Raw genomic sequence first — 20289 nt, 5'->3', positions numbered from 1 at the left:
GCGGCACATATGCGCGCGAACGGCCATATCGATCCGCGGCAGGTGCCCCTGCTCGATTAGGCCAACGATTTCAGGAGGTTTTCCTGGTGCTGCGAGAGAGGATTGAACTCTCGACCTCACCCTTACCAAGGGTGTGCTCTACCACTGAGCTACCGCAGCGCCGGTGGAGGGCGTTTAGACCGACTGATCGGGGGGCGCAAGGGGGTGGTGCAAGAAAAAATGAAATCTCCGGTCGCCCCGCACGGAAAGCCCGATGCTGGACGCAAGGCTGCTCAGGCGGTAACAGGGGGCCATGACAAAGGGACCCCGCAAGCCGGATGTTGTGAACGACCGCGAAGCGAGGCTGAAAGCCGCGTTGCGCGCGAATCTTGCCCGTCGCAAGACGCAGGGGCGGGCACGCGCCGCACAGGACGAATCCCCCGATCAGGATGGGCCTGCGGCGCGGGCGATACAGGACGGGCCGATGCCCGAGGACGAGGAATAGATGGATCAGATCATTGTAAGGGGCAACGGGCCGCTTCACGGCGAAATTCCGATCGCCGGTGCGAAGAATGCCTGCCTGACGCTCATGCCCGCGACCCTGCTGACCGACCAGCCGCTGACGCTGACCAATGCGCCGCGTCTGTCGGACATCCGGACCATGACCGACCTGCTGCGCTCGCTTGGGGCAGAGGTCGCCAGCCTGCAGGACGGACAGGTCCTGGCACTGTCCAGCCACGACCTGAACAGCCATACCGCCGATTACGACATCGTGCGCAAGATGCGGGCCTCGATTCTGGTTCTGGGCCCGATGCTGGCGCGGGACGGGCAGGCGATCGTGTCGTTGCCGGGCGGATGTGCGATCGGTGCGCGGCCGGTGGACCTGCACCTGAAGGCGTTTGAGGCCATGGGAGCGGAACTGGATCTGCGCGATGGCTATGTCCATGCCAAGGCGCCCGTGAGCGGGCTTCGTGGCGCGGTGATCGATTTTCCGATCGTCTCGGTCGGTGCGACCGAAAATGCGCTGATGGCGGCGACTCTTGCCCGGGGCACGACGGTCCTGAAGAACGCTGCCCGCGAGCCCGAGATCGTCGATCTTGCGCAGTGCCTGCGCCGCATGGGCGCGAATATCGAGGGTGAGGGCACCTCGACCATCACGATCGAAGGGGTGCAGGCCCTGTCCGGGGCGACCCATCCGGTGGTCACGGACCGGATCGAGCTTGGCACCTACATGCTGGCTCCCGCTATCTGCGGGGGCGAGGTCGAATGCCTTGGTGGCCGGATCGACCTGGTTTCGGCCTTCTGCGAGAAGCTGGATGCCGCTGGGATCGAGGTGACGGAAACCGACCGGGGGCTGAAGGTTGCACGCAAGAACGGCCGCATCCGGGCGGTCGATGTCGTGACCGAGCCGTTCCCCGGCTTCCCGACCGACCTGCAGGCGCAGATGATGGCGCTGCTGTGCATGGCCGAGGGGACTTCGGTGCTTGAGGAGAAGATTTTCGAGAACCGCTTCATGCATGCGCCGGAACTGACCCGCATGGGTGCGCGTATCGAAGTGCATGGCGGACATGCGACCGTCCACGGCGTCGACAAGCTGCGCGGGGCGCGGGTCATGGCGACGGACCTGCGCGCCTCGGTCAGCCTGATCCTCGCCGGACTGGCGGCCGAGGGTGAAACCGTGGTCAGCCGCGTCTATCACCTTGACCGCGGCTATGAGAAGGTCGTGCGCAAGCTGCGGGGCGTGGGCGCCGATATCGAACGTATCAAGGGGACACCATCCGATGAATGACGCGCGTTTCAGCGATGCCGATCCCGCGCCCCTGGCGCTGATGGCGGGGGATGTCGAGGATCTGACGGTTGTTTCCGCCCTGGTCCAGGATGCGATCCTGCCGATCACCGAGATTTCCTATGATCTGCGCCACCGCCAGCTTGCGCTGCTGCTGAACCGCTTTCGCTGGGAAGACGCGGACAGTGCGCGGCGCGAAGAGCGGCCCTATGAACGGGTGCGGACGGTCCTGCTGATCTCGGACGTGACCCGCGTGCAAAGCGACGGGATCGACCGCGAGGATGCTGACCTGATCCTGGAACTGCTGGCGCTGCGCTGGCAGGCGGGCGAGGACGGGACCGGCCAGCTGCTGCTGGAATTCGCGGGCGACGGCACGCTTTCGGTCGATGCGGAATGCTTGAACGTCGAACTGCGCGATGTGACGCGACCCTATGTCGCGCCGTCCCGCCGCGCGCCGGAACACCCCGAGGACTAGCGGCGGCCGCGCCACGCCGCGCCCCTTGCGGGGCGCGACGATCCACCGCGATTCCCCCGGCGGCAAGCAGGCGCAGGCCGCTTGAGCCGCCGGGCGGCAGCCGCTAACAAGGTCCAACCATTACGAGTGTGACCATGCCCATCCATCTGTCGACCGCCGAACCCGATTTCCAGCAGCGCTTTGCCGCCATGCTTTCCATGAAGCGTGAGGATTCGGCCGATGTGAACGACGTCGTGACCTCGATCATCGCCGATGTGCGGGAACGAGGGGACGAGGCTCTGGTCGATCTGAGCGGACGCTTCGACCGGGTGGCCCTGACACCGCAGACGCTGGCCTTCGACAAGGACGAGATTGCGGCGCAGATCGCCCTTGTTTCGGATGAAGAGCGGGCGGCCTTGACTGTGGCGGCCGACCGCATCCGCGCCTATCACGCGCGGCAATTGCCCGAGGACATGGAATGGACCGACCCCGAGGGGGCGACGCTGGGCTGGCGCTGGACGCCGGTTTCGGCGGCGGGCCTGTATGTGCCGGGCGGGCAGGCCAGCTATCCCTCTTCGGTGCTCATGAACGCGATTCCGGCGCGCGTCGCGGGTGTCGAACGGCTGGTGATCTGCGTGCCGACGCCGAATGGGCAGGTCAATCCGCTGGTGCTGCTGGCCGCGCAACTGGCGGGCGTCGATGAAATCTATCGCATCGGGGGCGCCCAGGCCATCGCCGCAATGGCCTATGGCACCGAGACGATTCGACCGGTCGACAAGATCACCGGGCCCGGCAATGCCTATGTCGCGGCGGCCAAGCGGCATGTCTTTGGTCGCGTCGGGATCGACATGATCGCCGGTCCGTCCGAGGTGCTGATCATTGCCGAGGGCGCGCAGAACCCGGAATGGCTGGCGCTGGACCTGTTGGCGCAGGCGGAACATGACGCCGATGCGCAGTCGATTCTGATTACCCCCGACAAGGCGCTGGCCGATGCAGTAGTCCTTGAGGTCGAGCGGATCTTGCCGACATTGCCCCGCGCAAAGGTCGCCGGGGCAAGCTGGCGCGATTATGGCACCGTGATCCTGACCCGCGATCTGGACGAGGCGGCGACCCTTTCGGATCGCATTGCGCCCGAACATCTTGAACTTTGCGTCGACGACCCGGAGGCACTTGCCGCGAAGACCCGCCATGCTGGCGCGATCTTCCTGGGCGGTTGGACCCCCGAGGCGGTGGGAGATTACGTCAGCGGACCGAACCACGTCCTGCCGACTGCGCGCTCGGCCCGTTTTTCGTCGGGACTGTCGGTGATGGACTTCATGAAGCGCACGACGATGGCGCGGCTGACCCCCGAGGCTTTGGCGAAGATCGGCCCCGATGCGGTGGTGCTGGCCGCCTCGGAGGGGCTTTCGGCCCATGGGCTTTCCGTTGCCTCGCGGATCCGCGCGCTGAACGGAGGGCAGGGATGATCGCGATTGCGACCACGGCCCGGCTGTGCCGTGTCGAGATCGACGACAGGGCCATGCCTCCGGCCTCTCCCGAGATGGAGCAGGACCGCCGCGTTGCCGTTTTCGATTTGCTCGAAGACAACAGCTTCAGCCTGCCGGGCCGGGAAGGACAAGCCGTGCCTGCGGGGCCCTATGCGCTGGTGCTTGCACTGCGGGAAAAGCGGCTGGTCTTCGACATCTCGACCGAGGGGGGCGAGAAGGTGGCGGAATTCCACCTTGCGATGGGTCCATTCCGCCAGACGGTCAAGGACTACTTCCAGATCTGCGCAAGCTATTTCGACGCGGTGAAGCGCCTGCCTCCCGCCCAGATCGAGGCGATCGACATGGCCCGCCGGGGCATCCATAACGAGGGCGCGCGCACCCTGCAGGAACGGCTTGAGGGTAAGGCGGTTGTCGATATCGACACGTCGCGCAGGCTGTTCACACTGATCTGCGCGCTGATCCCGGAGTAATCCGTGGCAGGACAGATCCCCCATTCGGTGCTGTTCTGCTGCGACCACAATGCGATTCGGTCCCCGATCGCCGAGGGGATGATGAAGCACTTCTACGGTCGTGCAGCCTATGTCCAGTCGGCAGGCGTCAAGAACGACATGGAGGTGGACGGCTTCGCCATCGCCGTCTGCAAGGAACTCGGGATCGAGATCTCGCAGCACCGCTCTCGTTCATTCGCCGAGATGAAGGAATGGGGCGACGACCTGGGCAGTTTCGACCTGGTGGTGGCGTTGTCGCCGGCCAGCCAAAGGCAGGCGCTGGAACTGACGCGGGTTTCGCATCTTGAGGTCGAGTACTGGCCGATCATGGACCCGACGGGGCTGGCGGAATCGCGCGATGCGAAGCTGGCGATCTATCGCCAGATCCGCGACCAGATCCGCCACCGCATGATCGACCGCTTTGGTCCCCCGATCGTGCCCTCGGCCGCCGCCGAAGGCATCTAGGGCAGGGGGGCGCAGCCGTCAGACGACGACCGCAGCCCCTTCGGTTGCGGGGCCGACATGGGCGCGGAAGGCCGCGAACAGCTCGCGCCCCATGCCTTCGGCCGAACGCGCGGGGTCAAAGCTTGCATTCTCGCGCGTATCGAAATCCTCGCTCAGGCATTCCAGCACCCCGCGCGTGGCATCAAGGCGCAGAAGGTCGCCGTCACGCAGCCGCGCAAGCGGACCGCCATCCGCTGCCTCGGGCGAGACGTGGATCGCGGCGGGAACCTTGCCGGAGGCGCCCGACATGCGCCCGTCCGTCACCAGCGCGACCCGCAGCCCACGATCCTGAAGCACCGCCAGCGTGGGTGTCAGCGAATGCAGTTCAGGCATTCCGTTGGCACGCGGACCCTGGAAACGGACTACGACGATCGTATCCTGGGTGAACTCGCCGCGCTTGAAGGCGGCCTTGACCTCTTCCTGGTCCGAAAAGACGCGGGCCGGGGCCTCGATGACATGGCGTTCCGGGGCAACGGCGGACACCTTGATGACGCCCCGGCCAAGGTTACCGTCCAGTTGCTTCAGCCCGCCGGTCGCCGCGAAGGGGTCCGAGGCTGGGCGCAGGATCTTGTCGTTCAACGATGCGCGCGCGCCCTCGACCCAATGGACCTGCCCGTCGTGCAATTGCGGTTCCTGCGCGTAAAGGTCCAGCCCGCCACCCGCGATGGTCTTGACGTCGGGATGCAGCAGGCCCGCTTCGATCAGTTGGCCGATCATGAAGCCCAGCCCGCCAGAGGCATGGAAGTGGTTCACGTCCGCCAGCCCGTTCGGATAGACCCGGGCCATCAGCGGGACGCATTCCGACAGGTCGTGGAAATCCTCGATATCAAGCAGGACGCCCGCCGCGCGGGCCATCGCGGGCAGGTGGATGATCAGGTTGGTGGATCCACCCGTCGCCATCAGGCCGACGATCCCGTTCACGAAGGCGCGTTCATCCAGCACGTCGCCCGCGGGCAGATAGTCGTTGCCCAGTCGCGTGATCGCGGCGGCTCGGGTAACGGCGGCCGTCGTCAGCGCCTCGCGCAGCGGCGTGTTGGGGTTCACGAAGCTTGAGCCCGGCAGGTGCAGGCCCATGAACTCCATCAGCATCTGGTTCGAATTCGCTGTGCCATAGAATGTGCAGGTGCCGGGGCTGTGATAGCTGGCCATTTCGGCCGCCATCAGGGCCTCTCGCCCGACTTCGCCTGCGGCGAATTGCTGGCGGACCTTGGACTTCTCGTCATTGGGCAGGCCCGAGGGCATCGGCCCGGCCGGAATGAAGACGGCGGGAATATGGCCGAAGGTCGCGGCGGCGATCACAAGGCCGGGCACGATCTTGTCGCAGACGCCCAGGTAGAGCGCTGAATCGAAGGTGTCATGGGACAGCGCAACGCCCGAGGCAAGCGCGATCACATCGCGCGAAAACAGCGACAGCTCCATCCCGGCGCGGCCCTGCGTAACGCCGTCGCACATCGCCGGAACCCCGCCCGCGACCTGCGCGGTCGCGCCTGCCGCATGGGCGGCGCGCCGGATCAGATCGGGATAGCGTTCGTAGGGCTGATGCGCGGACAGCATGTCATTATAAGCGGTGATGATCCCGACATTGGGCTTGCGCGCTGCGGCGAAATCATCTTTGTCGGGCATGGCCGCATAGGCATGGGCCTGGTTGCCACAAGACAGATGTGCGCGGCGCGGGCCGTCCTCGGCAGCGCGGGCGATCTTTGTCTGATAGTCCGAGCGGGTCTTGGCCGAACGTTCGCGAATGCGGTCGGTCACTCGGTCGACGGTGGCGTGCAAGGTCATGGCTGGCGTCCTCCTGAGCGGTTATATAGTCCGTTAGCGATAACGGCGCAACCGCGTCACACTTGCCCCGCGCGCCGGGTCGTGGCAATCCTGCGCCGTTCGAACGAGGCCCAAAATGACCGCTGACCTGCCCATCATCCGCCTGCGCCCCAAGTCCAAACCCCAGGCGATCCGACATGGTTTCCCTTGGGTCTTTGCGGATGAACTGGTGACCGACCGCCGCACCCGCGCGATTGCCCCCGGAAGTTTCGCCGAGCTTCAGGATGCCGAACATCGCCCGCTGGGCCTGTGCACGGTCAATCCGAACTCCAAGATCATCGCGCGAGTGATGGACGCCGACCCCGGCGCGCGCATCGACGGTGACTGGATTGCTGCGCGCCTGTCGCGCGCACTGGCGCTGCGCGAGAGGCTGTTCGACAAGCCCTTCTACCGCCTTGTCCATGCCGAGTCGGACGGGCTTCCCGGCACCATCATCGACCGCTTTGGCGACGCCGCCGTCATTCAGCCCAATGCCGCCTGGGCCGAGCGCATGTCGGCCGAGATCGCCGCCGCGCTGCGCGAGGTGACGGGCGTGCGCACCGTGATCCTGAACGGACAGGGACGGGCGCGCGGCCTTGAGGGACTGGACGAGCGGCTGGAGATCCTGTCGGGCGAGATGTCCGGTCCGGTCGAGGTGTCGATGAATGGCGCCATCTATCTTGCGGACCTGATGCAGGGACAAAAAACGGGCCTGTTCTATGACCAGCGCCCGAACCATGCCTTTGCCCAGCGTCTGGCCAAGGACGCGCGCGTTCTGGACGTGTTCTCCCATGTCGGCGGCTTTGGCCTTGCCGCGCTGGCCGGCGGTGCCGTGCAGGCGACCTGCATCGACGGCTCGGCGCCGGCGCTGCAACTGGCGCAGGGCGGGGCAAAGGCGATGGGCGCGGCCGACCGGCTTGTGACCCGGCAGGGTGATGCCTTTGCGCAGATGGAGGCGCTGGCGGCCGAGGGCGCGCAATTCGACGTGGTGATCTGCGACCCGCCGGCCTTCGCCCCTTCGAAACAGGCGCTGGAGGCGGGGCTGCGGGCCTATGAACGCGTCGCGAAGCTGGCGGCCCCGCTGGTCGCGCCGGGCGGCTATCTGGGCCTTTGCTCGTGCAGCCATGCGGCCGACCTGACCTCGTTCCGCAATGCCAGCGCCCGCGGTATCGGCCGGGGCGGACGTCGCAGTCAGCTGATCCATACCGGGCAGGCCGGACCCGATCACCCGACGCTGCCGCAACTGGCCGAAACGGGGTACCTGAAGGCCCTGTTCTTCCGGCTGGACGGATGAAGGCGGTCCTGGACGCCTGCGTTCTTTATCCCACCGTCCTGCGCGAGATTTTGTGCGACGTGGCGGCGGCGGGATTGTTCCAGCCTGTCTGGTCGCAGCGCATCCTTGATGAATGGCGTCACGCCGCAGACCGGCAAGGCGTCCCCGCGGGGGTCGAAATTGCGCTGCTGCAGGACCGGTTCCCGCAGGCGATGACCCTGCCCTCTGGCGGGGCAGAGGGGCTTGATCTGCCCGATCCCGCCGACCGCCATGTGGTCGAGGCCGCTTTGGCGTCGGGGGCGGGAATGATCGTGACGGCGAACCTGCGCGATTTCCCCCGCAGTGCCCTGGCGGCGGCAGGGCTTGCCGCCATTCACCCCGATGAATTTCTTCGCGATTTTTTCCTCAATCACCCCGATCCCGTGCTGGGCGCGGTCGCCGCGACGCAGGATCGCGCGCGGCGCGCTGGCGGCGAACTCGCTCGCAAGGAGTTGATGCGCCGGGCCCGCCTGCCACGTCTTGCCAAGGCGATCGACCGGCTGGCAGGGTCGGATGTTGCGGCGCAGCGCGGATCGGGCGAGGGTAGGTAGAGATGAGGGCAGGGTTGATGTTATCGCTAACAGACGCTAGTCCCATTCCCATGGACGAGGAGGGCCTAATGGTTTCGCGCATCATTCCGGTGGAAGAATTCGACCTGGTGGTCTTTGGCGCGACTGGCGATCTTGCGCATCGCAAGATCCTGCCGGGGCTTTACCGGCGCTATGTGGCGGGCCAGATCCCGCCCTCGGCCCAGATCATCGGCGCGGCGCGCACGCGTCAGGACGACGCCGCCTTCCGCGAGGAAGCGCGCAACGCGATCCGGGAGTTCGCGGGTCCGACCGAAGACTTGTCCCAGCTTGACGATTTCCTGTCGCATCTTGGTTACGTCGCCATCGATGCGCGCGGAACCGATGGCTGGCAGGAACTCAAGGCCCGCATCCGGCAGGGCGTGGTGCATGCTTTCTACTTCTCGGTTGCCCCGGCATTGTTCGGCGACATCGCGCAGCGCCTTGCCGATCACGGCATCGCGGATGCAAACAGTCGCATCGTGGTGGAAAAGCCATTTGGCCGCGACCTTGCGACCGCGCGCGAGCTGAATGCCACGCTGGCCCGACATTTCGCGGAAAACCAGATCTACCGGATCGACCATTATCTGGGCAAGGAAACGGTCCAGAACCTGATGGCCGTGCGCTTCGCCAACATGCTCTTCGAGCCGCTGTGGAACGCGCAATATGTCGATCACGTCCAGATCACGGTGGCCGAAACGGTGGGCGTCGGCGGGCGTGGCGAATATTACGATCATTCCGGCGCGATCCGCGACATGGTCCAGAACCACATGATGCAGCTTCTGTGCCTGATCGCGATGGAGCCGCCCTATCACTTCGATCCGGACGCGGTCCGCGACGAAAAGCTGAAGGTCATCCGCGCACTGGAGCCCTTGACGCCGGGGGACATCGTGCGCGGGCAGTATCACGGCGGGCCGGACGGTTCGGATTACCTGCGCGACGTCGACAACCCCGCCTCACGCACCGAAAGCTATGTCGCGCTGAAGGTGAACATCGCCAACTGGCGCTGGACCGGCACGCCCTTCTATCTGCGCACGGGCAAAAGGCTTCGCGCCCGGACCAGCGAAATCGTGGTGACGTTCAAGGCGCCGCCGCATTCGATCTTTGACGAGGTGGACGGCCCGCGTTCGAACCAGCTTGTCATCAAGCTGCAGCCGAACGAGGGCATGGACCTGACCGTGATGATCAAGGAGCCGGGGCCGGGCGGGATGCGCCTGGTGCAGGTGCCCCTGGACATGAGCTTTGCCGACGCGCTGGGGGCGAACGGCACCGACATGCCCGATGCCTATGAACGGCTTATCATGGATGTGATCCGCGGCAACCAGACGCTGTTCATGCGCGGCGACGAGGTCGAGGCGGCCTGGGCCTGGACCGATCCCATCATCGCCGAATGGGAGGCTGGATCGAAACGCCCCGAGCCTTATGATGCGGGCTCAAGCGGACCCGAGGAGGCGCTGCGCCTTCTGCATCGCGACAACCGCCGCTGGAGGGAGATCAGGCCGTGACCATGGAATTCGTCGAATACCCCGACCGCGAGATGATGGCCCTGTCGCTGGCCCGCAAGATCTCGGGCGAACTGGCCCAGCATCTGCGCGTGAACGAGACGGCAACCCTTTGCGTTCCGGGGGGAACGACGCCCGGCCCGCTTTTCGACACGCTGTCGGGTGGCGATCTGGATTGGTCGCGGGTCACGGTCTTTCTGAACGACGAACGCTGGGTGGACGGCGAACATGTGCGTTCGAACAGCCGCCTGCTGCATCGCCACCTTCTGACGAACAATGCGGCCGCAGCCCGCTATATCGACCTTTATACCGGCGACCCCGAGCCCGAGCAGGCGGTCGACACCCTTGCCGCCCAGATCCAGCCTCTGCTGCCGATCACGGTGCTGCTATTGGGCATGGGCACGGACATGCATACCGCAAGCCTGTTTCCCGGCGCCCCCGAGACGGCGCAGGCCCTTGCCCCCCATGCGCCCCCGGTGATGGCGGTGCGCAGCATCAAGGACGAACCCCGGATCACGCTGACCGCCTCGGCGCTGCAAAAGGCGATCTGCCCGCATCTGATGATCACGGGCGCCGACAAGCGCGAGGCGCTGGAACGTGCCCAGACGCTTGATGCGCGCGACGCGCCGATCCGCGCCTTTCTGGGCGATATTACCGTGCACTGGGCAGAGTAACCTGACATGAACGACATCTGGAAGCGCTTGGCCGAACACCGCCGGCAGCAGGGCGACCTGCGGATCGAGGATCTGTTTGCTGCCGATCCCGGTCGCGCGACAGGCTTTGCGACCTCGGCCGACGGGTTGGTCTTCGACTGGTCGAAGACGGCGATTGACGCCACGGCGCGCGACCTGCTGTTGCAACTGGCGGCCCCCGTCGCCGCCCGTCGTGACGCGATGTTCGCAGGCCAACGCATCAACGAAACCGAGGATCGGGCCGTCCTGCACACCGCCTTGCGCAACCTTGACGGCAGCGTGACCGTCGACGGCAAGGACGTCATGCCTCAGGTGCGCGAGACCCATCAGCATATGCGCGATTTTGCCGCGCGCGTGCGCAGCGGCGCGTTTTCGGGGCAGGGCGGGCGCTTCACCGATGTCGTGAACATCGGCATCGGCGGTTCCGACCTTGGCCCGGCCATGGCGACGCGGGCCTTGTCGCCCTGGCATGACGGGCCGCGGGTGCATTTCGTTTCGAACGTGGACGGGGCGGATATCGCGGACGCGCTGAAGGGGCTTGATCCCGCGACGACGCTGGTGATCGTCGCCTCCAAGACCTTCACCACGATCGAGACGATGACCAATGCCGCGACCGCCCGGGACTGGATGGCCGGATCGGTGACGACCCCGGCCACCCAATTCGCGGCGCTGAGCTCGGCCCAGGGCAAGACCGCGCAATGGGGCATCGATGCGGACCGTGTCTTCGGGTTCGAGGACTGGGTCGGCGGGCGCTATTCCATGTGGGGCCCGATCGGCCTGTCTCTGATGATCGCCATCGGCCCGGATGCCTTCGACGAATTCCTTGCCGGCGGGCTGGCGATGGACCGCCATTTCCGTTCCGCGCCGGACGGGCAGAACCTGCCGGTGCTGCTCGCGCTGGTCGGCCTGTGGCACAATCAGGTCTGCGGCTATGGCACCCGCGCCGTCCTGCCCTATGACAATCGGCTTGCACGCCTGCCGGCCTATCTCCAGCAGCTCGAGATGGAATCGAACGGCAAGCGGGTGGCGATGGATGGCAGAGACCTGACCCTGCCCTCGGGCCCGGTGATCTGGGGAGAGCCGGGGACGAATGGCCAGCACGCCTTCTATCAGCTGATCCATCAGGGCACGCAGGTCATCCCCTGCGAATTCATGCTGGCGGCGCGCGGGCATGAGCCGGACCTTGCCCATCATCACCTGCTTCTGGCCGCGAACTGCCTTGCCCAGTCCGAGGCGCTGATGCGCGGCCGCTCGCTTGACGAAGCGCGCGGGCTAATGCGGGCGAAGGGCCTTGAGGGGGCGGAACTTGAACGCCAGGCCCGCCACCGGGTCTTTCCGGGCAACCGGCCATCGACGACACTGGTCTTTCCCGAACTCACGCCCTTCGTTCTTGGGCAGATCGTGGCGCTTTACGAACATCGCGTCTTTGTCGAAGGCGTGATCCTCGGGATCAACAGCTTCGATCAATGGGGCGTGGAACTGGGCAAGGAACTCGCGCTGCAGGTAGCGCCGCTTCTGGACGGTGTCGCATCGCCCGGCCATGACCCATCGACCGAACATCTCGCGGCACTGATCCGAGAGTTGCGCGGCTGACCCATCGCGGTCATCACCGTTTTCCAAATACCCATTCGCCGCCGGTGCCACGGGCCCGGCGGCGATCGCATTTCCGCAATGCCCGCCACCGCCGAGCATCGGAAAATAACAAAGGCGGCGGAATGGCTTCCGCCGCCTTCCTCATCCAGTTTCCGGCCTTACTCGGCAGGTGCCTTCGGGGCGTCGGGGGCACCTTCAGCGGGCAGAAGATCGAAGACCGCGGTGACCTGCGCGCTGACTTCAAGCTCACCCGCGGCGATCGGGACCGAGGAATCCGCCTTGGCCTCGGCGCGCATCGCCATCAGCGGGCGTGGTCCTTCGGGGATGGCCGCGTCGGACAGCATGCGGATCTGGCCAAGCCGCATCCCGGCCGCCTCGGCCATCAATTCGGCGCGGCGGCGGGCATCGACCACGGCATCGGCACGGGCCTTGTCCTCGGCCTCTGCCATGTCCTCACGGGCGAAGCTGATCCCGCTGATCTCGTTCGCACCGGTCGAAACCAGCCGGTCCAGCACTGCGCCAAGGCCGTCAAGATCCCGGACGCGGACATTCACGGTGTTCTGCGCGACATAGCCCACCATCTTCGGCGGCTGGTTGTTGTCATAGACCATCTTCGGCGACAGGCTCAGCCCGGCGGTCTGGATGTCGCGCGCCTCGACGCCCTCGGCGGTCAGCGCGTCGATCACGGCCTTCTGGCGGCTGGAGTTCTGGGTCATCGCCTCTTCAGCGGTTGCGGCCTCGGTGCTGACACCCAGGGTGATCAGCGCAAGATCCGGGGCCGCGCTCGATCGTCCTTGCCCGGTGACGGTCAGCTTGGCGGCGTGATGCGGCATCTTGTGGCCCATCCCGGCCGACGGCGCATCGTTCGGGCCGGGCGCGGGGGACTGCGCCATGGCAGGCGCGGCCAGCAGCGCCGCAAGCGAGACAGCCGTCAGGAACGGTCGGAAAGGGGTCATCTCTGGTTCTCCTAGGTGCGGTCGGGCGTCCCGGCCGCAGGTGTTGCAGTCGAAACGGTCTAACGCGAAACCATCGCTTCCGATCCCTCACAAAAGGGTGTTCCGCTTTTCACGCGGCGTGATCTGAGGTAGTTCATGCATACAATTTGAAGTCGCGCCGCGGCGCCCGGATCTGCAAGGCAAAGCCGATAGATGTCGCTTGATTCCGTTACCGAATACGCCCTGACTTTCAGCGGGGACGCCGTGCACCTGCAGAAGCGTGACCCTTTCACGCCGTCGCGACCGCATGAGCGCAAGCCTGCATGGCGTCATCTCGGCTCGGTAGATTTCGACGAACCCGATTTTCACGACATGCTGACCGAATTGCGGACGATGGCGACGGGCGAAGGGGCAGAGGTTCCGTTGGCGGTGACGCTGGTGATCCCAGACGACCAGATCCTTTACACGACCCTGACCATCGCGCCTTCGGGCGACCGCGAAAGGGCGGTGGCAAAATCGCTGGACGGGCTGACCCCCTATCCCATCGACGAGCTTTCCTTCGACTGGGAGGGCGAGGGGGACAGCGTGCGCGTCGCCGCGGTTGCGCGCCAGACCCTGCGCGAGGCGCTGGAGTTCGCCCGTGAATACGGGTTCGAGGGGCAGCGCTTCTCGGCCGATCCCGAGCATGACCAGTTCGTTGGCGAGCCCGATTTCGCCCTGGCCGCGCCCGGGCGCCAGCGCCCCGTCATCGACCCTGCGCAGGCGGGCGTGACCGCTGCCGCGCTGATGTTTTCGGACGATGTCGAGGTGGCAAAGGACGACCCGGCTCAGGATGACTTCGTGCCGCAAGCGGCCGAAGACGCCCCAGACGAGGCGTTGCAGGACGCTGCGCAAGCGGCCGGGGATGCACCCCTGGCCGAAGCCGCGGATGACCTTGACACAGTGCCGCCGGACAGCCCCGCCGAGGACGAGGAACCGGCCGGGCACCTCTCGGGGACCGCGACCGACGCCGGCTCGGTGGCGGAAACCAGTTTCCAGCCTTTGCCATCCCTTGCCGAAAGGGACGAGCAGGATCCCGATACGGCTTTCGAAGATGCCGAACGGCCTGACATGTCCCCCGAGGCGGCCGCGATCCTGCGCCATCCGCCCCAATCCGAGGCGGCCCCGGCTGATCCGCTGAATCCGCGCGCCCGCGCCGTACACCAGCGCGCTGCCGAGGCGCGGCAGAACCGCGTTCCCGGCGCGGCGCCATCGGCCCCCGTTCGTCCGGCTTCGGCCCGGACCTCCATGCGTCGTCATTCCGGCCTGTTCGTGATGCTTGCCGTGCTGGTGGTCGGGCTGGCGATTGCCTGGGCCTTCCTTGTGCAGGACAAACCTGTCGCACAGGTCGCCCCGGATCCCACCCCGGTGCAGGTCGCTGCCGTCGATCTGCCCGCGGCGGATGCGCGCGTGGTCGAGGATCCGAACGCAGCCGATCCAACGACAGAAGATCCGGTCGAAGAATATCAGGCCAGCGACGAGGCCGTCACGGACCCCGCCGTCGCTGACCCCGCGGCCCAGGCGCTTTCCGCCGAAGATCCCGCGGCCGAGATGACCACGGATCTGCCCGCAGCTCCGGCCACTTTGCGCGAAGATACCGCCGCCGCTTCCGTCACTGCGGACAGCACCGTGACCGAAGCAGAGGCGCTGCCGCCGCTGATGCTGCACGAAATGAGCGATAGGGATGCGCGCCGCGTTGTCGTGGCCGCTGCCGCGGTGGCCGCCGCCGTGGTGCCGCCGCCTGCTGCAGTACCTGCCGAAACCGCCGCCGCCGTCTCTGAGCCTGTTCCCCCGGTGGCGGGCACTCCTTCCGCTCCCACGCCCGAAGCCGCGACCGCTCAACCCGCCCCGGCCAAGCCGGCGGCGACGGTTCCAGCCGTGAAACCTGCGGCGGTCCAGCCGCCTGCGTCCAGCCAGACCCGCAGCGCGGCGCCAGCCCCGACCCGCAGCACGGTCGGGACTGAACGCCCGGCCAGCGCGAACCGCAAGGTCGCCGCGCCCGCGCCTGCGCAGGCTGCATCGGAAGTGGACGCACCTGCTGCCGCCAAACCGCAGCTGAGCAGCTCGGCCCGCCCGCAGCTTTCCCCGCGCCGCAGCACCCCCCAGACCTCGACGCCGCGGATGGACACGGCGCCGCGCGTGCCATCGGATCCGCTGCCATATGCGGCCAGCCAGAAATCGACGCGGCCCACGGCCAGCGCCCGTCCGCCCGCGCGCAGTTCCGCGCCCGCGCATACCCGCGAGAAGGTGTCCAGCGCCGCGGATACGCACGAGATCCCGGTGACGGCTCCGACCCACAGGGCGCGGCCGCCGCAGCGCCCCGAAGGCTCGGCGCCAGAGATCATCCAGCCGGAAACGGATGCCCAGCTTCTGGACGACGCGGACCGGCTTCAGCTTGATGCGCTGGTGCAGGATCTGCGCCACCACGGGCTGGCCCTGCCGCAGCCGACTGTGACCCGTCCCGCCGTCCGGCTGGCCGAGGCGCGCCCGCTGCGCAAGCCGAAGGACGCGAAGACCGTCACGGATGCGGTTTCGCCCTCGGCCGTCGAGGATGCCCTGCGCTCGGCCACGGCCGCCCCGCCAGAGCGTCCGGCCAAGGCCGCAACAAAGGCATCGGGCAAAACCGCCAAGGCAGCAGACCCCGCGCCTGACCAGACCACGGCGGCTGCGCCAGCTTCGCTGCGCGGCTCGATGCGTCCGGCGGCCCGGCCGGGCGGCACTCACCGCATTTCGGAAGAGGCAGTCGAAAAGGCGATTGCGGCAGCGGTCGATGCCTCGCCCGCTATCCCGAACGCGATGAAGCTGTCAGCGCTGAACTCTTCGCCCTTGCCGCCCCGGCGGACCGAGGATGGGCCGGCGCGCGCCGCCGATGACGACAAGCCGGATACGCCCGCTGCTGCGGGTGCCGGTGCCGCTGCGGTCGCCGCCGCAGCCGCCCCCGGCCCCGACGAGGCCGAGCTGGCCGCCCGCCGTGCGCTGGATGAGCAGTTGCAATCCCAGGCCGAGGCGCGCATCCGCGCCCGCGCCCAGGCCGATGCCGCCGCCGAGGCGCAGGCCCGCGCCCAGGCCGAGGCTCGTGCCCGTGCTCAAGCCGCCGCCGAAGAGCGCACGGCCCGCGCCCGCCAGCAGCAATACAAGCCGCCAGAGGTCGATGACGAACCCGAAATCGCCAGCAATGCCGCGCGCGGCGGCGCGACGACGGCCAGTGTCGCCAAGGCGGCAACGCAGTCGCGCGCGCTGGACACCGGCCGGACCACGATCATCGGCATCATTGGCGCGGGCAATGCCAGCCGCGCGCTGATCCGTCTGCGCAATGGCAAGGTCGTGACCGTCCGGCTGGGCGACAAGATCGACGGCGGCACCATCAACTCGATCGGCGATGGCCGCCTTACCTATGTCAAGGCCGGTCGGGTCCGCGAACTCAGGATGCTGGACGGGCGATAGATGGAAGCCCTGCTGCCGGTTGCGACGCTTTACCTGCTGACGATGGTCGTTGCCGTGCCGTTGTCGGCGCGGCTGGGGTTGGGATCGGTCCTTGGCTATCTGGTCTCGGGCATCCTGATCGGGCCGGTCCTGGGCCTTGCCGGAAGCGAGGGCGAGCGCGCCGACCTGCAGCATTTTGCGGAATTCGGCGTCGTCATGATGCTGTTCCTGATCGGGCTGGAACTGGATCCCCGCACCCTTTGGCAGATGCGGCACAAGCTGCTGGGGCTTGCCGGGATGCAGATCCTGGGAACGGTTGCGTTGCTGGCGCTGGCGGCGCTTGCGCTTGGGCAAAGCTGGCAGGTTGCGCTGGCGATCGGCATGATCCTGTCCCTGAGTTCGACCGCCATCGTCCTGCAGACCCTGTCCGAGAAGTCGCTGATGCAGACGGCGGGCGGGCGCAGCGCCTTTGCGGTCCTGCTGACGCAGGATATCGCCGTCATCCCCATGATCGCAGTTCTGCCGCTACTGGCGACCCGCGCCGTGCCCGGCGCGACCGAAGAGGGGGCGGCCAACCTGCTCAACAACCTGCCGGGCTGGGCGCTGGCCCCCGTCACGCTGGGTGCCGTCGCCGCCGTCATCGCGATCGGGCAATATCTTGTCCGCCCTGCATTCCGCTATGTGAACGCCTCGCGCATCGGTGAACTGGATACCGCGCTGGCGTTGCTGATCGTCGTCGGCATCGCCTCGCTGATGGAGATGGTGGGCCTTTCCCCTGCGCTTGGCACCTTCCTTGCCGGGGTGGTGCTGGCCGGGTCCGAGTTCCGCCACGACCTTGAAGGCCAGATCGCGCCCTTCAAGGGGCTGTTGCTGGGGCTTTTCTTCATCACGGTTGGTGCAGGGATGAATTTCGACATCCTGTTCGACCGACCGGTTGTCGTTCTGGGGGCCACCGTCACCCTGATCGCGGTGAAGTCGCTGGTGCTTTATGCCACTGCGCGCACCACCGGGCTGGGAGGGCGGGACCGCACGCTGTTCACCCTGTCGCTGGCGCAGGCGGGTGAATTCGCCTTCGTGCTGATCGCCTTTGCCGTTTCGCTGGCGATCTTTCCACGACCGCTGGCACAGACCCTGCTGCTGGTCGTCGCGCTGTCGATGCTGGCGACGCCGCTGCTGTTCATGCTGTCGGACTACATCTCGCGCCGCATCGCCGAGGAACGCGCGTCGGACCCGCCCGACGTGATCGAGGAACAGCAGCCCATCATCATCGCGGGGATCGGCCGCTTCGGCCAGGTGGTGAACCGGCTTGTCACCATGTCGGGCTTCCCCACCATCGTTCTGGACCATGACCTTGAGGTGATCCAGGTCATGCGCCGCTTCGGCTTCAAGGGCTATTACGGCGACCCGACCCGGCCCGAGATCCTGCGCGCGGCGGGCATCGACAAGGCCCGGATCCTGGTCGCGGCCCTGGACGACCCCGAGGCGAACCTGCGCCTGATCCATCATGCGCGCGAGATCCGGCCGGATCTCGTCATCATCGCGCGGGCTTATGACAGGGTGAACGTCTTCCAGCTTTACGGCGCCAAGGTCGACCATATCGTGCGCGAGACCTTCGACAGCTCGCTGCGCGCCGGGCGCTATGTGCTGGAACGCGCGGGCCTGTCGGAATACGAGGCTGCCGAGCTTGAGCGGATCTATTACCAGATGGACCGCGCCGGGCTGCGTCAGCTGGCCGAGGTCTGGAAGCCCGGCGTTGCTCTGGCCTCGAACGCCGAATATATCGAGCGCAGCCGCGAGTTGAACCGCCAGCTTGAATCGGCCCTGGTCGAGCGGTTTTCCCAGGGTCCAAGCGCCGGCCCCATCTCGGTGAACGAAGACGACCTGCCGAACTATGCGGCGCGGGGCCGCCCCGGCGGACGCTGACCCGGCCGCGACACTTGCGAGCCGCGCCCCGAGGGCCTAGAACGTCCCGCAAAATGCCAAGGGAAACGCCATGCTCGACCATCTGACCTATACCGCGCCGGAACCCAAAGTCATCCAGGGCGCGAAACAGGACTGGGAACTGGTCATCGGGCTTGAGGTCCATGCCCAGGTCGCCTCGAACGCCAAGCTGTTTTCCGGCGCCTCGACGGGCTTTGGTGCCGAACCGAACAGCCATGTCGCCTTCGTCGATGCGGCGATGCCGGGGATGCTGCCGGTCATCAACGAATTCTGCGTGGCCCAGGCGGTCAAGACCGGCCTTGGCCTGAAGGCCGGGATCAACCTGCGCTCGGCCTTCGATCGCAAGAACTATTTCTACCCGGACCTGCCCCAGGGCTATCAGATCAGCCAGCTCTACCACCCGATCGTGGGCGAGGGCGAGGTGATCGTGGACATGGCCCCCGGCGTCGCCCGCCGCGTCCGCATTGAACGCATCCATCTGGAACAGGATGCCGGCAAGTCGATCCACGACATGGACCCGAACATGTCCTTCGTCGACCTGAACCGCACTGGCGTCGCGCTGATGGAGATCGTCAGCCGCCCCGACATTCGCGGCCCCGAGGAGGCTGCCGCCTATGTCGCCAAGATCCGCCAGATCATGCGCTATCTGGGCACCTGCGACGGCAACATGCAGAACGGCAACCTGCGCGCCGACGTGAACGTTTCGGTCTGCGCGCCGGGCGCCTACGAGCGTTATCAGGAAACCCAGGATTTCAGCCATCTGGGCACCCGCTGCGAGATCAAGAACATGAACTCGCTGCGCTTCATCCAGGCTGCCATCGAATACGAGGCCCGGCGCCAGATTGCCATCATCGAGGATGGCGGCACGATCGTGCAGGAAACCCGTCTTTACGACCCCGACAAGGGCGAGACGCGCTCGATGCGGTCGAAAGAAGAAGCCCACGACTATCGCTATTTCCCCGATCCCGACCTGCTGCCGCTTGAAATCGAGCAGGCCTGGGTCGACGGCATCGCCGCGGAAATGCCCGAACTGCCGGATGAAAAGAAGGCGCGCTTCGTCAACGATCTTGGCCTGTCGGAATATGATGCCGGCGTGCTGACGGCCGAGGTCGAGAACGCCAATTACTTCGAGGCGGTGGCCACCGGTCGCGATGGCAAGTTGGCGGCGAACTGGGTCATCAACGAACTGTTCGGCCGCCTGAACAAGGAAGGGCTCAGCGTCGAGACCTCGCCCGTTTCGGCCCGTCAGCTTGGCGGCGTGATCGACCTGATCGCCAAGGGCGACATCTCGGGCAAGATCGCCAAGGACCTGTTCGAGATCCTGTGGACCGAAGGCGGCGAGCCGGCCCAGATCGTGGAATCGCGCGGCATGAAACAGGTCACCGACCTCGGCGCGATCGAGGCCGCGGTGGACGAGATCATTGCCGCGAACCCGGCCCAGGTCGAAAAGGCCAAGGCGAATCCCAAGCTTGCGGGCTGGTTCGTCGGACAGGTGCTGAAGGCCACGGGCGGCAAGGCGAACCCGGCCGCGGTGAACGAACTGGTGGCGAAGAAACTGGGCCAGTAAACGCCCGCTGACCCGTTACCGCGGAAAGCCGCCCCAATGCAGCGCAGGGGGCGGCTTTTGCTTGCCCGACCGTGCCGCCCCGCGGACGTTATCATGGGCGCGGCCCGCGCGATGTTCCGTTGCAAGCCCCGCAAAACTCCGGAGGTTTCGCCAATGCTCCCGAACTTGTGCAGGCGCCGGGATATCCCGCCTCGGCGTGCCCCGCTTCCATTGGCGGCGCA

General features: G+C 66.6%; 16 protein-coding genes and 1 tRNA gene. 14 read left to right on the top strand and 3 right to left on the bottom strand.

The window, feature by feature from the left end; all coding sequences use genetic code 11:
- Positions 1-84: 84 nt before the first annotated feature.
- Positions 85-159, bottom strand: a tRNA-Thr gene (locus tag ACO2Q4_RS12125).
- 133 nt (positions 160-292) lie between these two features.
- Here ACO2Q4_RS12125 and ACO2Q4_RS12120 point away from each other — a divergent pair.
- The 6 genes from ACO2Q4_RS12120 to ACO2Q4_RS12095 all read left to right on the top strand — a co-directional run bounded on the left by ACO2Q4_RS12120 (position 293) and on the right by ACO2Q4_RS12095 (position 4659).
- Complete coding sequence (locus ACO2Q4_RS12120) at positions 293-484, top strand: hypothetical protein (RefSeq protein WP_395133709.1); 192 nt, start codon at positions 293-295, stop codon at positions 482-484.
- Entirely contained in the window at positions 485-1768 is a 1284-nt protein-coding gene (gene murA, locus ACO2Q4_RS12115; protein ID WP_423319522.1) for a UDP-N-acetylglucosamine 1-carboxyvinyltransferase, read from the top strand.
- A complete protein-coding gene (locus ACO2Q4_RS12110) occupies positions 1761-2240 on the top strand; it encodes a DUF2948 family protein (RefSeq protein ID WP_311758843.1) in 480 nt (159 codons plus the stop codon). The genes murA and ACO2Q4_RS12110 overlap by 8 nt, the downstream gene beginning before the upstream one ends.
- Before the next feature lie 134 nt (positions 2241-2374).
- On the top strand, positions 2375-3685 hold the full coding sequence (gene hisD, locus ACO2Q4_RS12105) for a histidinol dehydrogenase (protein WP_311758844.1): 1311 nt from the start codon (positions 2375-2377) through the stop codon (positions 3683-3685).
- Complete coding sequence (locus tag ACO2Q4_RS12100; protein ID WP_423319519.1) at positions 3682-4176, top strand: UPF0262 family protein; 495 nt, start codon at positions 3682-3684, stop codon at positions 4174-4176. Before hisD ends, ACO2Q4_RS12100 begins: the two co-directional genes overlap by 4 nt.
- Positions 4177-4179: 3 nt before the next feature.
- Complete coding sequence (locus ACO2Q4_RS12095; protein WP_311758846.1) at positions 4180-4659, top strand: low molecular weight phosphatase family protein; 480 nt, start codon at positions 4180-4182, stop codon at positions 4657-4659.
- Between the two features lie 18 nt (positions 4660-4677).
- On the opposite strand, the gene edd is transcribed toward ACO2Q4_RS12095, so the two are convergent.
- Positions 4678-6480 (bottom strand): phosphogluconate dehydratase, encoded by a 1803-nt coding sequence (edd, locus tag ACO2Q4_RS12090; RefSeq protein WP_423319517.1) that lies wholly within the window; start codon positions 6478-6480, stop codon positions 4678-4680.
- A gap of 115 nt (positions 6481-6595) precedes the next feature.
- Between edd and ACO2Q4_RS12085 the strand changes: the two genes are divergently transcribed.
- From ACO2Q4_RS12085 to pgi, 5 genes are all read left to right on the top strand, one after another.
- Positions 6596-7792: an RSP_2647 family RNA methyltransferase gene (locus ACO2Q4_RS12085; protein ID WP_423319515.1), complete on the top strand. Its 1197-nt coding sequence runs from the start codon at positions 6596-6598 to the stop codon at positions 7790-7792.
- Positions 7789-8361, top strand: a complete 573-nt coding sequence (locus tag ACO2Q4_RS12080; RefSeq protein ID WP_423319513.1) for an RSP_2648 family PIN domain-containing protein — start codon at positions 7789-7791, stop codon at positions 8359-8361. Before ACO2Q4_RS12085 ends, ACO2Q4_RS12080 begins: the two co-directional genes overlap by 4 nt.
- Before the next feature lie 68 nt (positions 8362-8429).
- On the top strand, positions 8430-9881 hold the full coding sequence (gene zwf, locus ACO2Q4_RS12075) for a glucose-6-phosphate dehydrogenase (RefSeq protein ID WP_311759057.1): 1452 nt from the start codon (positions 8430-8432) through the stop codon (positions 9879-9881).
- Between the two features lie 2 nt (positions 9882-9883).
- Positions 9884-10552 carry a 6-phosphogluconolactonase gene (pgl, locus tag ACO2Q4_RS12070; protein ID WP_311759058.1) on the top strand — a complete coding sequence of 223 codons (669 nt, stop codon included), beginning with the start codon at positions 9884-9886 and terminating at the stop codon, positions 10550-10552.
- Between the two features lie 6 nt (positions 10553-10558).
- Positions 10559-12163 (top strand): glucose-6-phosphate isomerase, encoded by a 1605-nt coding sequence (gene pgi, locus ACO2Q4_RS12065; RefSeq protein ID WP_423319511.1) that lies wholly within the window; start codon positions 10559-10561, stop codon positions 12161-12163.
- 158 nt (positions 12164-12321) lie between these two features.
- Here the strand turns inward: pgi and ACO2Q4_RS12060 are convergent, their stop codons facing one another.
- Complete coding sequence (locus ACO2Q4_RS12060) at positions 12322-13119, bottom strand: SIMPL domain-containing protein (RefSeq protein WP_423319509.1); 798 nt, start codon at positions 13117-13119, stop codon at positions 12322-12324.
- A gap of 192 nt (positions 13120-13311) precedes the next feature.
- Here ACO2Q4_RS12060 and ACO2Q4_RS12055 point away from each other — a divergent pair, with 192 nt between their 5' ends.
- The 3 genes from ACO2Q4_RS12055 (at position 13312) to gatB (ending at position 20068) form a co-directional block, all read left to right on the top strand.
- Positions 13312-16581 (top strand): hypothetical protein, encoded by a 3270-nt coding sequence (locus tag ACO2Q4_RS12055; RefSeq protein ID WP_423319507.1) that lies wholly within the window; start codon positions 13312-13314, stop codon positions 16579-16581.
- Entirely contained in the window at positions 16582-18483 is a 1902-nt protein-coding gene (locus ACO2Q4_RS12050; RefSeq protein ID WP_423319505.1) for a cation:proton antiporter, read from the top strand.
- 70 nt (positions 18484-18553) lie between these two features.
- A complete protein-coding gene (gene gatB, locus ACO2Q4_RS12045) occupies positions 18554-20068 on the top strand; it encodes an Asp-tRNA(Asn)/Glu-tRNA(Gln) amidotransferase subunit GatB (protein WP_423319503.1) in 1515 nt (504 codons plus the stop codon).
- The last annotated feature ends 221 nt before the right edge of the window (positions 20069-20289 follow it).

The sequence above is a fragment of the Paracoccus sp. KR1-242 genome (assembly GCF_049446195.1).
In the GTDB taxonomy this organism is placed as follows: domain Bacteria; phylum Pseudomonadota; class Alphaproteobacteria; order Rhodobacterales; family Rhodobacteraceae; genus Paracoccus; species Paracoccus broussonetiae.
This window is presented reverse-complemented; position numbering and strand designations above follow the sequence as displayed.